Below are 13,305 nucleotides of genomic sequence, written 5' to 3'. Positions count from 1 at the left end.
AGAAGCTGCCCCACCCGGCAGCGCTCTCCAGTGCTCCCCCTCTCTCATTTCGCGCTGCTGCCCGCCCCAAAGCGGGTGCTCATGCCATGCTTCCCCGCGCCACCGCAAGGTCCCCGCGCCGCATGGCATTCCGCGCCCGCAGGGGCGGGCCGCCCGGAGCGCACGGAAAGCGCCGACGGCGGGTGGGGGGGTCTCCATGGATTCGCGATTCGCGAATCGCGAATGCGCCAGACCCCCCTAACCCGAAACGCCCCCGCAGAGCACAGCCCTAGCGCGGCTGCACGAGGGCGAACCAGTTGCCGGAGTCGTCCTGGAACACGGATTCGACGCCGTAGGGTCGATCTTGCGGCTCTCCCTCGAATACGACACCGCGTGCCTTCAGCTCTGCATACGTCTTGCGACAGTCGTCGGTGTGAAAGGCCCCGAAGCCAAAGGTCCCTTTCTTCACCAATTCCCGGACGGTGTCCGCCGTTTCCTTGCTCCACTTCATGCCCGCCTCGATCGCCATCAGCGTGATGGACAGATCGGGCTGCCCTTTCGGGCCGACTTCGATCCAGCGAAAATTGCCCATGGTCACGTCGGTGCGAACCTCGAAGCCGAGTTTCTCCGTGTAGAACGCCTTCGCGCGCTCTTGGTCGAGAACGTAGACCGACGCAATGCCCAATCGTTGAATCATGATGAACCCTCCGCGCTCTGAGGTACCACCCCCACCTCCCTCATCGCTTCTCGGAAATTGCTAAACCACCGGCCCGAGGTGCGCGAGAAAACAACCCGGAATGTAGACGCGTGCCAACCCCGCCGGCACCTGGACCAGCGGTGCGATTTCACGGTGGTACTGAATGGGTGACCGCCCCGTGCGCTTGGAAAACAGCGCGCTGAACGAGCCCACGCTGGAAAAGCCAATTTCGAAGCACGTGTCGGTGACGGACGCGCCCGAACGCGCCAGCATCTCCTTGGCGCGATCGATGCGGACCCGCGTGAGGTATTGCCGCGGCGTCATCCCGAAGGCCAAGTTGAACTCGCGCAAAAAGTGATACTGCGAAAACCCGGTGCACTTGGCCATCTGCCCGAGGGTGAGTGCCTCGCCGTAGGCATCGTGGATCAGCTCGCGCGCGCGGCACAACGCGCGAAACGTATCCGTGCGGACCAGCCGCCGCCGGACGGTCATCCGCAAACCTCGCCAAAGATACGTGCGAAGTTGCCCCCGAGGAGCTTGCGCACGCGCGCCTCGCCATGTCCGCGCGCCAAAAGCATCTCGCCAAGGGTTTGAAAGCGCTGCGGCGTATTCAGATCCGGGCACAGAAAGTGGATATCCGCAGCCTCACCCGGCGCGGCGATGCCCTTCTTGATGCGCTCCTCCACCCACCTGCGGTGCTCGCGGAGGTACGCCTCCGACGTCAAATCGATGGGCGACGTCGTTCCGTCGGTGCCGATGCCCACGTGGTCTTCGCCGCACACCTTGATGGCATGCTCGAGGTGCGCCATGACGTCGGCCGAGGTCGACTGGCCCTGCATCCGCAAAAACGGCATGAAATAAATGCCCACGAAGCCGCCCTTGTCGGCGCATCGCTTCATCTCTTCATCGCGCTTGTTGCGCGGCCGATTCGCCAGGGCCGCGCAGCCGGTGTGCGTGATGGCCACGGGCCCCTTCGACGCTTCGATGGCATCGGCCGTGGTGCGCTGGCCGCAGTGGCTCAAATCGATGAGCACGCGCGCCGCGTTCATGCGCTCCACGGCCTGCCGCCCCAAGATGCTCAATCCGGCGTTGCCCGGCTCGAGACAGCCATCGCCGAGGAGCGTGCGCACGTTGTACGTGAGCTGCATGATGCGCACGCCGAGCCCGCGAAACGTATCGAAGTGCTCCAATTTGGGCCCGAGTACCGCGGAGCCTTGAAAGCCGAAGATGATTCCCAGCTTGCGCGAGGTCTTGGCCGCGCGGAGCTCCGCGCCATTGCGGACGGCGGCCAGCACCTCGGGGTGAGCCGCGATTTCGCGCTGGAACGTGGCGATGGTCTTCGTCGTTGCATCGAAGACGTTCGCATCCTCGGTGGGATCGTCCACCGTGATGTTGATGGCCGTGATCCCGGAACGCGCGGCGTCGTTCAAGTCTTGCGCAATGAGTGGGTCTCCCTTGCTGGGCGACCATTCATCGCGTCCTATCGTGCCCAGGGCATCGATGAGGATCGCGTCGTCGAAGCGCCCGCGCGGCTTTTTGGGTGTGGTCGCACTCGAGGTGCTCGGCTGCGCGTTGGCATTGCTGCCTGCGCAACCGGTCAAAACCACGGCGGCGGCCAGGCGGGAGAAATCGCGGCGGGTGAATCGATTGGAGGACATGCGACGGTTTCAGCAATCTAGAACAAAAACCGACAGGGCTGAATTTCGAATCATTCTTTGGAGGCATCCATGTTCATTCGCTCGGTCATCGGTCTCGTTGCAGCGGTGGGGCTCGTTGGATGCGCAGATAGCGCCAACACGGCGGAGAATGCCGCCTCCTCACAGGTCGCGCTCGAAGCCCCCGTGGACATGGGAATTCACCGCTTCGACGGGATCGATCCCTCGTTGCCGACGGCGGATCTGCAGCGGCTGCGCGCCATCGTGGGTGGGGCTCGGATCGTCGGTCTCGGCGAGGGGACGCACGCCTCGGGCGGCTACCACGAGCTCCACGAACGCGTCGCGAGGTTCATGATCCAGGAAATGGGCTTTCGCGTCGTCACCCTCGAGACGCCGCGCTGGCGGGCCGAAAAGGTGAACGACTACGTGGCCACGTGCCAAGGAGATGTCAATGAGGTGCTCCTCGGCATGTTCGGCGTTTTTCGCAGCTCGAACATGCGCAATCTCGTGACGTGGATGTGCCAATGGAACCAAGAGCACCCGTACGATCGTGTGCGTTTCACGGGCTTCGACATGCAGGAGCCCTGGGCTCAGCATATGGCCCTGGAGGCATTCCTTCACGACGGCATGCCCGAGGATGCGGACGCCCTATACGCGCGGCTTTCGACCTGCAATGGCATCAAGGCCGTATCGAACACGGACTATTACGAAAATTACGACCACCTCCCTTATCCGAAGGAGGCGCAGGACGCATGCCATCGAGGGCTCGATGCTCTCGAGGCGTATTGGCAGGAGCATGAGTGCGATATCGTCGAGCGCACGTCGGCCCGCGCGCTGGCGCTCGCGCGCATCGACCTCGTGGCATTTCGGCAATGGCAGCATCGCAGATCGTATGAGCCAAGCAGCCTCGGCTCGTACCAAGCGCGGGATACGGGCATGGCCTACATCCTCACGAACCAATGGCGGATCGATGGACGACCGAAGACCATCGCGTGGGCGCACAATGGCCATCTGCAATACACGCCCTACGGCCCGCAGGGCCACGATCCGCATGGCGCCATTCCGATGGGGGCCCAGCTCAAAGAGGACCTCGGTCACGATTACGCGGCCATCGCCATGGTTGGATACGACGTTGGCATCCGCTGGCCAGGCGAAGAGCCCGAGTGGCTCCCGCCGCCCCCGGCCGATTCGGTCGAGGGCAAGCTGCACGCCTTTGGCGAGCCGTACTTGCTGGTCGATCTCAAGCGCGTGTCATCGCGATTTCTCGAACCCGGCAAGGAATACGAGCTGAATGACGACATGGACGTTCCCGGCAAGGCATTCCGCGCGCTCTTGTACCTCGATCGCTCGGAGCCAATGACCCCGAGCAGGTGACACGGTGACCTTGGCAGAACGCCTCAGCGGGGAGGAATGCGCCACAAGCGTTGACCTCCTTGCTGCGCGATCGCGCATGGCATGAGCGGAACGCGTTTTGCGTAGGCGTGCACGGCGCGTCGCAGCGCGTCGAAACGTCGAGAAAGGAGAATCATCCATGAGCGAAAACACGCTGAAGGCCGAAATCGAGAAGGGCATCTCGCGGATGCAGACGCTTCGCGATGAAGTTCGCGTTCGGTTGCACCTCGCCGGCATGGACGCGAAAGAGGAATGGGACAAGCTGGAGCCAAGCCTCGTGGATATCGAGCGCAAGGCCGAAGACTTCACCGATGCCACGCGCAGGGCCGTAGAGGACGCGCTGAAAAGGCTCTCCGCGTTGCGCTCGAAGCTGAGTTAGTCAACTTCAAAGCGGCCACTGCATGGGCGCGCACAACGCGTGATCGATGAGCGTGCGCACCAGGGCATCCTGCCGCACGAGATCCTTGGTATCGTGCCCCTGATCCGTCGACACGGCGACGACTGCGCTGCGGCGCCCGTCGGCGGTGACGGCGGTACGAACCATGTAGCCGAGGGTGTCGCCCAGGCCGTTCCAATATCCGCCCCCGCAACTCAGGGGATACCAAAATACGCCCAGCCCATAGCGGATTCCGGGCATGAGGGCCGCATAGTCGTCCGCCACGACGGTCTTTTGCATTTCCGCCCACTCGGCGGCCGGCAAAAGGGTTCCATCCGCCAATGCGCGGAAAAATCGATCCAGATCGTCCGTCGTGGCGACGAGGGACCCTGCCGCCCCGGCCGCACTCCCGCTGCGGACGGTCACGTCCACCCATTCTCCTTGGGAGGCGAATCGCTCGTAGCCCGCAAGATAAGGAGAGGGCAGCTGGGCGTCGTTTCCCGGCAGCTTGGCACCGGAGAGGTGCAGGCGATCGAAAATGCGTTCTTCGATGGCCCGCTCCCAATCCTGCCCAGTGACCTTCTCGAGGATGCGTGAAAGCAAGAGATAATTGGTATTCGAATATTGCCAGCGCGGATGCTCCGGATTGGGAATGAAGTCCGGCGCATGCTCCATGGCTTTCTTGATCAGCTCGGACTTGGTGTACGTGTCGAAACGGTGCAGGAGATAGCTCGCCTCCGTCTCGTCCGCCGGAAGGGCGCGGCGGTAATCGTAAAGGCCGCTGGTCTGCTGGAGCAGATTGCGCAGGGTGACCTTGGAGCCATCGTTTCCACTCTTCGGGACGAGGACCTCCGGGAGCCATCGTTCCAACGTATCGTCGAGGGCGAGCTTCTTTTCGGCGACCAATTGAAGCACGACCGTGGCGACGAAGGTCTTCGTCACGCTGGCCGCTCGGAAGGTGGCATTCTCCGCGATGGGCGCATTCGTTTTGACATCCGCCACACCACTTCGCGTGCGCACCACGTCTCCGTCGAGGTTCGCCAACGCCAACACGCCGGGCGCGCCTGCCTCGCGCAGTGCATCGGCATCGCGCTGCATGCGTGTCCCGATAATGGGTTGGTCCGACGTTTCGCTACTGCATCCTGCGCCAAGAAAGCCAATGACAAAGGCCAGCACCGCGCATCCTGCGATGCGTAATTCGTTGCGATGGGTCATGCGAGTCTTGCGTCCCTTCGGTAGGTGAGTGCCCGCCCGCCGCATTTCGTTCACTCGCCCTCCGGGCTCGTGGACCTTCGTGGACTCCGTCCAGACAACCGGACTCCGTCCACTCGGTTCAACCGTGTCGTTGAATGGTGTAGTCCTTCCAGGTCGTGAACTCCGTCCGGTTGTCCGGACTCCGTCCACTTCGGTTCACCGAACATGATGAATCGTGTACCGTCGCGCGTCCGGAGGTTTCGGACATGAAACGACTCGTCACGATCGTCGGCCCCGCCGTCTTGGCGGCGTGTGCAGGAAATGGCGAAGTACCCCAGCAAGGCGAAACCTCGAGCTCCATATCGGTGTCCGCGGCACCTGCTGAGTCACATCGGCGTACGCTGAACTTCAATACGCATTGGCTCTTTGCCGGCGACGTGCCCGGGCAAAATGGACAGGTCGTATCCGCCCAAGAATCGAGCGAAGCGTCGTTCGTTCCGGTGACATTGCCGTATTTCCGGCTCCATCCCCACAAGGGATTCGGCAAAATCGATTTCGAGGTGCCGGTGTCCTGGTATCGCCGGCATTTCACCTTGCCGAGCGAGTTCGCAGGCCGCCGCATCGCCGTCGAATTCCAGGGGGTCGCCAAAATCGCCGACGTGTACGTGAATGGCACGTGGGTCGGTCAGCACAAAGGCTCGTACACGTCGTTCACGTTCGACGTCACCGATCTCGTGCACCTCGGGGGCCAAGACAACGTGATTGCCGTCAAGGTGGACTCGACGGAGCATGGCGACATTCCGCCCGAGGGCGGGGCCGTCGATTATTACGTCTGGGGCGGCATCGTCCGCGACGTGAACCTCGTCGTCACCGATCCGCTCCACGCCGACACGCCGTTCGTGAGCACGGTCTCCGTCGCCAATGGAAGTGCGACGGTGCGCGCACGGACCAACGTCCGCAACGACGGCGACACCGCGAAAACCGCGACGGTGAGCACGTCGCTCGTGGATGCCGGCGGTCAGGTCGTGGGCACCGGCTCGGCGACCTTGGCCGTGCCCCCGCACGGAGCCAAGGAATTCAGCTACGACATCTCCGTCTCTTCGCCCAAACTCTGGCACCCGGACAATCCGTATTTGTATACTGCACGCACCCAGGTGGGCGATGGCGCCGCGCTCGTGGACGAGCGCAATGTGCGGGTGGGCATTCGGTCCATCGAGTTTCGTCGAAGCGACGGCAAATTTTACCTCAATGGCCAATGGCTCAAGCTGCGCGGCCTCGACCGGCACGAGCAATACCCGTACATCGGCCGCGCTGCGCCGAATCGGTTGCAGGCCAAAGATGCCGATATTCTGAAGTACGAATTGGGCATCAACATCGTTCGAACGTCGCACTATCCGCAAGATCCGGAGTTTTTGGACCGCACGGACGAAATCGGCCTTCTCGTTCTGGAGGAGATCCCCGGCTGGCAGCACATCGGCGATGCCAATTGGAAGAACATCTCCATTCAAAACGTGGAGGAGATGGTCACGCGCGATCGGCACCATCCGTCCATCGTCACGTGGGGTGTGCGCATCAACGAATCGGGCGACGACCACGACTTTTACGTGGCGACCAACGCCAAGGCCCGTGCCCTCGATCCTTCGCGCCCCACCTGCGGCGTGCGCAACTTCCGCAACAGCGAGTTCCTGGAGGATCTGTACACGTACAACGACTTCTCCGGCACGGCGCAGGATCCCGCGGTGCTCCCGTGGCTCATCACGGAGTCGGTCGGGCATACGAAGCCGCACCAGGCGTGGGATCCCGAGAGCACGTTGATTGGCACGATGCAGACGCACCTCAACGTGCAGAACACGGCGGCGGCGAAGGCGAATATCTCCGGGGCCATGGGCTGGGCGGCGTTCGATTACAACACGACCTTCAACACGGGCGCCTCGTGCCACGATGCCACGTGCTACCACGGCGTGTCGGATATCTTCCGCCTGCCGAAGTTCTCCGCGTCGGCGTTTTCCTCGCAGCGCGATCCCGCGAAGTATGGCCCGTACGTGTCGATTGACAATTACTGGATGTCCTCGTCCGCCAATTTGGTTTACGTGGCCGGCAATTGCGATCAGGTGGAGCTTTTTGCCAACGGCGCGTCCAAGGGAAAAATTGGCCCGAACGCGTACACGTCGCTGCCGCACCCCTTCTTCCAATTCAACAATGTGACGTACGCGGCGGGCAGCCTGCGTGCCGATTGCTGGATTGGCGGGAGCATCGCCAAGACGGCCACGCAGTACACGCCGGGGGCCGCGACGAAGCTCGCCCTGAGCATCGACGATGGACTGATTCAAGCGGATGGTGCGGACATGACCCGGGTCGTGGTGCGCGCGCTGGATGCGCATGACCAGGCCGTTCCGTACGATGCCTCCAAGGTGACATTCGCCGTGACCGGCCCCGGTGCGCTCATCGGGGAGAGCCCGCTGACGTTGGAGGCGGGGCGCGGGGCGGTGTACCTCAAGTCGGCGCTCGGCAAGACCGGGAATATCGGACTTACCGCGAGTGCGCCGGGTCTTACGGCGGCATCGGTCAGCGTGAATGCGACCCCGTTCGTCGCGGACATCGTTCCTGCGGGCGGCGCCTATGGATTCGGCTTCGTCAACGACGTGAACGATTCCGCGCAGGGCACGGCGGCGAATCGGTTCAATTACGTGGGCTCGGGCTGGCGCCACGGGGGATGCGCGGGCGGCTGTTTCAGCGGCGACAACTCGTGGGACAACGTGGCCAACGAGACGGTGACCTTGGCCTTCCGCGGCCAGCGGGTCGTGCTCTACGGCGTCTACGATACGATCCACGGCACCGCCGCCGTATCGATCGACGGCGGCGCCGAAACCGACGTCTCCCTCAAGGGACCGCGTCGCGGCAACGTAGCCGTGTGGACGAGCCCCACCTTGCCCGAGGGCAATCACACCCTCAAAGTGCGCGTCAAAGGCGACGGCTACGTCGTCATCGATCGCGCCATGGTGGTCTCGACCGGCCCAACGTTGCTGGTACCGTGAGGGTCATTCGAAACAGGCGGGATACCGTGCCTTCGCGGCCGTGATGAGTCGATCCCGTGTGACCGGACCGCCAAAGCGGATTCGGTCATACGGCGCAAAAGGGCGCTCCAATTGATCGAGCGCGTCGACATCGGTGCGAAGGCGCGCTCGCCACGCCGGGTCGTTCGGGGCAGGGGACGCGAGTTGCTCGGTCAATCGTCGCACGAGCCGCTCCTTGCGAAACACATTCTCCGGCGTCACCTCCCGCAGACACACGGCGTACATCCCACCGAGGTAATTCGTCCATTCCTCGGCCGCGGTCTCCTCACCCGCAGGTTCGCCCGCCTCCTTCGACGCCGCCAGGAATCGCCGCACGAACGCGGACCGCGCCCGATCGACGCCGCCCGATTGATCCGCCAACGCGAGCCAATCGCGCGGAAACATCTCCGTCCCATCGGGCAGCACGTAGGCCGGCCCGGGCAGCCGCTTCGCCGCCACGTGCGCGCGCAGCTCCTCCTCCGTCTCCGCCCGCCCCGCCGCCAACGCGCCCAGGGTGACATAGTTGGCACGAATGTAGATTAGGTCCTGCTCGATCATGGCCAAATCGTACACTCCGCCCCCACGCCATCGTTTCGATGGCCATCGAAACGAAGATTTCGGCGACGCTACCTCGCAGGTAATCGACGCGGCGGCTTCGCGGTGGAACCTTTCGAGGCATGACAACGCAAGCCTTTACCGTGGAAAGCTTTGCACGATTTTGGGCCAAGCCCGACGCTGCGCTCGTGCCGCATGCGGTGACGGAGGACGTCGTGGGGCATTGGCCGGGTCTCGAAGAACCTGCGCAGGGGGTCGTCGCTTATGCGGAGCGCATTGCGCAGGTGTTGGCGCTCGTTCCCGATTTGCGACTCGAGGTCCTCGAGCATGCCACCAACGACGATTTGCTCTTCATACGATGGCGCGCTTTGGGAACGGGCGCCAAAGGACCTTTCGCATTGAGCGGCATCGATCGCATTCGCCTGCGCGAAGGACGCGTGGCGGAGAACGTCATCGTGTTCGACACCGTGCGCTTTCGCGATCTCGTCGGCGCGCCCGTCCCGTATTCACCTTAGCCCCGGGAGCTTCCCCACGCGACGCTCGCGACCAGTTCCGTGTGGCGGAGCACGCGACGCAGAGCGGCATCGGCCGATGCAGGAAGCGCCGGTGCCGCAGGCAGAGGTGTACGCTGGCCGTCGCGCACGAACGTCCCGGTGGCTTCGAGCACCCCGTCCACGTAGGCGCGCAGAGGCCCGAGAATTTCCGCCCGATCGGGCGAATCGGCCACTTTGTGCGCCGCCAGCTGCAGATCGAGAGCCGTCAGCGCGGCCGAGAAACGGCGCGCGTACGTCACGAGTTGCACGGCGTCGTCTGCGCCCGATTGGAAGCTGCGCGGCTCGGCGAGCATCCGTTCGAGCGAGGTCTCCGCCTCACCGAGCGCCCTGCCCAAGCTTCGACGTACCTCCGTCGTGCGGGCGCCCGATTCGCCACGGTCGCCTTTCTCGAGAATGTCGAACATCGTATCGGCGTAGCGCTCGAGCGATCCGACCACGGCGCCCAGAGCGTCCGCCAACCGCTTTTGCTCGCGTGAAGGAAAGAGCACCAGCGCGAAGACCAACGCAATCATACCGCCGATGAGCGCATCGCCCGTGCGCGCGGCCGCCGTCCACCAACTCGATTCGAAATGGGCCGCCACCAGCACGAACACCGGCGTGAGAAAGAAGGTGAAAAGCCGATAGCTTCGCGGCTTCGTCACCACGGAGGCGGCCGACAGCGGAAACATGATCAGCGCCAGGGCCAGCGGATCGTGGACGGCCACCATGATGGCCACCGCGACGACGCTACCCAGCACCGTGCCCACCACGCGCTCGATGGCCCGTCGCACCACGGCCCCCGGGTAGGGCTGCAGCACCACGAGCGCGGTGATGGTGACCCACGGGATGTGCGTCGGCGACACTTCGCGTGCGATGACGTACGCCACCGCCATCATGATCGTCACCCGCAGCGCATGCCGAAACACGGAGGAGCTCAACGAGAACGCATCGACGAAGTTTTCCCACTCGTCGCGCAAATCGCGCAGCACCGCGCGATGCGCGTGCGGCACATCTTGCTCGTCGTTGTTCACGGTGACCTGGTCCGGCGCCCGCGCCACCGTGAGCGCTAGCCGGCTTCGCTCGAGCAGCCGTTCGGCGAGCCTTGCGACGGGGCTTTGTGGCGTGAGCGACGCATCGGGCCGCTGCTGCAGATCGACGGGGGGCACATTGCGCATCTGCAGCCGAGCGCGGATCTCTTCGTAGCGCGCCGCGAGGGCATCCAACGTGCGCGCCGCCGCATCGCGGCTCATCGGATTGGTCAGCGTTTCCAGCTCCTCGCCGAAGGCAATCAGCGCGAAAAACTCGATTTCGGCATTGCCGATGAGAAGCCGCAAATTGCTCCCGAGCAAGCTCTCGCCCGATCGCCGCGTGCGCGAGGCCAGCGACACCGCGCGCGCTCCCTCGATGGCCGCGCGGATGGTGCGCTGGTGCGTGCGCGCCAGCGTTCCCCAATGATCCTCGTCGAGGTGCGGCTTCGACGTTTCGACCTCGCGCAAGTTCGTGGCAAGTCCCGACGCATACGCCGCGAGCGCGCCGAAAATTTCCGCGATCGCCCGGCGCACGGCCCGATGCGTCCACACCGGCCACACGATGGACGAGAGCAGCATCGCCCACGTTGCGCCGCAAAAGAAGAAGAGGCCATCGCGCACCGGCGTGCCCGTGGTGCGCGCTACGGCGACGCACATGGTGATGAGCAGCATCATCCCGATGCTGCCGCCCCACCCGCCGACGGCCCGCAGCATCGACGTTGCAAACGCCGATGCCGCCAGCACCAGGGTCACCGCCCAAGGCCACGGCGAGACCGCCTGGGCGAGCGCCACCAGCACGCCGCCCACCGTGGCGAAGACGAAAATGCCCGCCGCGCGCGATCCACGGGCCCCGCCCGGATCGGCGAGCGATCCGAGCCAGCCGCCGAGCGCCACCCACGTGAGCTCCGGCCGATCCAGCGCGCCCACCAGGTAAAATGGCACCACCGTCGCCAAGGCCGCACGCAGCCCCTTGGCGATATCGGGAACGATCGCGTCGAGCGTGGCGCGCATGGATCGCTTTAGCGTTTCTCCCAGTCGATGCCCGAAAGTCGCGCCAGCGCCAGTTGCAACGCGTGCGTGCCTTTCTTTCCCCAGCCCAGGGCCTGCACCGACAGATAAAGCTGCTCGGCCAGCGCCAGGCCGGGCAAGCTCAAACCGAGGCGCTTTGCTTCATCGAGGGCGATGCCCATGTCCTTGATGAAGTGCTCCACGTAAAACCCCGGATCGAAATTCCCCGCGAGAATGCGCGGCCCGTAGTTCGAGAGCGACCAGCTCCCCGCCGCACCCGGTGCCACCGATTGCAGCACGCGCTCGGCGTCCAAGCCTGCGCGGTGCGCGTACAGGAGCGCTTCGCATACGCCAATCATGCCGGTGGCGATCAGAATCTGATTCACCATTTTGGTGTGCTGCCCCGCGCCCGCATCGCCCTGCCGCACGAACGTCTTGCCCATCGTTTCCCAGAGCGGCGTGAGCGCCTCCACGATGGCGGCCTCGCCGCCGATCATGATCGACAGCCGCGCCTCGCGCGCGCCCACGTCGCCGCCCGACACCGGTGCATCGACGGCGTGCGCCCCGCGCGCGCGGCATGCAGCTTCGATTTCGCGCGCGAGGCTGGGTTCGCTCGTGCTCATGTCGACGAAGATCTGGCCCGCGCGTGCGGTGGCCGCCAAGCCGCCATCTCCCAGCACGACGGAGCGAACTTCCTTGGGGAATCCCAGCATGGTGAACACCACATCGGATGCCTTCGACACGTCGCCGGCGGTATCGGCCCAGCTCGCTCCTTTCGCGAGAAGCGACTCGGCCTTGCTGCGCGTGCGGCTCGTCACCGTCACCGCGTAGCCGCGTGCCAAAAGGTGCCCCGCCATCGAGGCGCCCATCACGCCTGTGCCAATCCATCCAATCCGCGTTTTGCCCGGAGCGATTTCGACGTTGCTCATGGGCGCCATGCTAAAGCAGGGCACGACCCTCGGACCCACGGAAAAGAGGCTTTCCTTTGCTCGTCTCCTCGCTGCACGTTTATCCCATCAAGTCCGCGGGCGGGCTCACGCCGCCGGCCATCAAAGTCGAAAAGTGGGGCCCCTTCGGTGATCGCCGCTGGATGCTCGTCGATGCCGACGGCGTCCTCATCAGTGCCCGGCAGGAGCCGCGTCTTTTCGTGGTGAAGGCCGAGCCCGAGTCGGATTCGCTCGACGCGCCAATGGATCCGAACGGCATCCTGATTGTCCGAGGCCCGCATGCCGAGCCGCTCCGCCTCGTTCCACCGTCACCACCTTACGAACGGATCACGGTGCGGCTTCATCGCGATCGCTTCGAGGCCACCTTGGTTGGCCCTCAGGCCGATGCGTGGTTCGGATCCTTGCTCGGCCGCAACGATGTTCACCTCGTCTGGATGGATGACCCCGCGACGCGCCGCCCCGTCGATCCGCTCTACAGCGATCCCGGGGATCGGGTTGCCATGGCCGACGGCTTTCCGCTTTTGATCACGACGTTTGCGTCCCTTCGTCAATTGAACGCGTGGATCGCGGAGTCCGCGCCCGAGGAGCCGCCCATGATCATGCAGCGGTTTCGACCGAACCTCGTCATCGACGGCCTGGACGAGCCCTTCGCCGAGGACAACTGGAAGCGCATTCGGATTGGCGACGTGGCGTTTCGCGTCGTGAAACCCTGCGTACGCTGCGTCATGACGACCATCGAGCCGAATACGCTCGCAAAGGGCAAAGAGCCGCTCCGTACCCTTGCCCGCCACCACAAGTGGAACGGGGGCGCCACGTTTGGCATGAACATCACGCCCGATCACGAAGGCGTCATTCGGGTTGGCGACGCCATCCGTGTCTTGTAACTCC

Annotated in this window: 12 protein-coding genes; 5 read left to right on the top strand and 7 right to left on the bottom strand. The window is 64.2% G+C overall.

All coding sequences use genetic code 11. From position 1 onward, the window contains the following. Nucleotides 1–268: 268 nt before the first annotated feature. From LZC95_32020 to LZC95_32010, 3 genes are read right to left on the bottom strand one after another with little or no spacing between them, the layout of a single operon-like run. Nucleotides 269–676, bottom strand: coding sequence for a VOC family protein (locus LZC95_32020; protein ID WXA91069.1), 408 nt, complete (start codon nucleotides 674–676; stop codon nucleotides 269–271). A gap of 60 nt (nucleotides 677–736) precedes the next feature. Further along, on the bottom strand, nucleotides 737–1,168 hold the full coding sequence (locus tag LZC95_32015; GenBank protein ID WXA91068.1) for an AraC family transcriptional regulator: 432 nt from the start codon (nucleotides 1,166–1,168) through the stop codon (nucleotides 737–739). Then, nucleotides 1,165–2,334: a dipeptidase gene (locus LZC95_32010; protein WXA91067.1), complete on the bottom strand. Its 1,170-nt coding sequence runs from the start codon at nucleotides 2,332–2,334 to the stop codon at nucleotides 1,165–1,167. The genes LZC95_32015 and LZC95_32010 overlap by 4 nt, the downstream gene beginning before the upstream one ends. Nucleotides 2,335–2,403: 69 nt before the next feature. On the opposite strand from LZC95_32010, the gene LZC95_32005 reads away from it, so the two are divergent. Both LZC95_32005 and LZC95_32000 read left to right on the top strand, forming a co-directional pair. Further along, on the top strand, nucleotides 2,404–3,705 hold the full coding sequence (locus LZC95_32005) for an erythromycin esterase family protein (protein WXA91066.1): 1,302 nt from the start codon (nucleotides 2,404–2,406) through the stop codon (nucleotides 3,703–3,705). Between the two features lie 157 nt (nucleotides 3,706–3,862). Further along, nucleotides 3,863–4,102: a hypothetical protein gene (locus LZC95_32000; protein ID WXA91065.1), complete on the top strand. Its 240-nt coding sequence runs from the start codon at nucleotides 3,863–3,865 to the stop codon at nucleotides 4,100–4,102. Nucleotides 4,103–4,108: 6 nt separating this feature from the next. On the opposite strand, the gene LZC95_31995 is transcribed toward LZC95_32000, so the two are convergent. Continuing rightward, the gene (locus LZC95_31995) at nucleotides 4,109–5,197 is read right to left on the bottom strand and encodes a beta-lactamase family protein (GenBank protein WXA91064.1); all 1,089 of its coding nucleotides are present in this window, start codon (nucleotides 5,195–5,197) and stop codon (nucleotides 4,109–4,111) included. Between the two features lie 362 nt (nucleotides 5,198–5,559). Between LZC95_31995 and LZC95_31990 the strand changes: the two genes are divergently transcribed. Then, nucleotides 5,560–8,328, top strand: a complete 2,769-nt coding sequence (locus tag LZC95_31990) for a DUF4982 domain-containing protein (protein ID WXA91063.1) — start codon at nucleotides 5,560–5,562, stop codon at nucleotides 8,326–8,328. A 3-nt stretch (nucleotides 8,329–8,331) separates the two neighbouring features. Here LZC95_31990 and LZC95_31985 read toward each other — a convergent pair whose 3' ends face one another. Further along, complete coding sequence (locus tag LZC95_31985) at nucleotides 8,332–8,904, bottom strand: DUF6058 family natural product biosynthesis protein (protein ID WXA91062.1); 573 nt, start codon at nucleotides 8,902–8,904, stop codon at nucleotides 8,332–8,334. A 119-nt stretch (nucleotides 8,905–9,023) separates the two neighbouring features. On the opposite strand from LZC95_31985, the gene LZC95_31980 reads away from it, so the two are divergent. Continuing rightward, nucleotides 9,024–9,416, top strand: coding sequence for an ester cyclase (locus LZC95_31980; protein WXA91061.1), 393 nt, complete (start codon nucleotides 9,024–9,026; stop codon nucleotides 9,414–9,416). On the opposite strand, the gene LZC95_31975 is transcribed toward LZC95_31980, so the two are convergent. Both LZC95_31975 and LZC95_31970 read right to left on the bottom strand, forming a co-directional pair. Then, on the bottom strand, nucleotides 9,413–11,473 hold the full coding sequence (locus tag LZC95_31975; GenBank protein ID WXA91060.1) for an FUSC family protein: 2,061 nt from the start codon (nucleotides 11,471–11,473) through the stop codon (nucleotides 9,413–9,415). The genes LZC95_31980 and LZC95_31975 overlap by 4 nt on opposite strands. Nucleotides 11,474–11,481: 8 nt before the next feature. Next, nucleotides 11,482–12,399: an NAD(P)-dependent oxidoreductase gene (locus LZC95_31970; GenBank protein ID WXA91059.1), complete on the bottom strand. Its 918-nt coding sequence runs from the start codon at nucleotides 12,397–12,399 to the stop codon at nucleotides 11,482–11,484. Nucleotides 12,400–12,455: 56 nt separating this feature from the next. On the opposite strand from LZC95_31970, the gene LZC95_31965 reads away from it, so the two are divergent. Next, nucleotides 12,456–13,301 (top strand): MOSC domain-containing protein, encoded by an 846-nt coding sequence (locus LZC95_31965; GenBank protein ID WXA91058.1) that lies wholly within the window; start codon nucleotides 12,456–12,458, stop codon nucleotides 13,299–13,301. Nucleotides 13,302–13,305 lie beyond the last annotated feature (4 nt).

The organism is Sorangiineae bacterium MSr12523, from assembly GCA_037157775.1.
Taxonomy (GTDB): domain Bacteria; phylum Myxococcota_A; class Polyangia; order Polyangiales; family Polyangiaceae; genus Pendulispora; species Pendulispora brunnea.
This window is presented reverse-complemented; position numbering and strand designations above follow the sequence as displayed.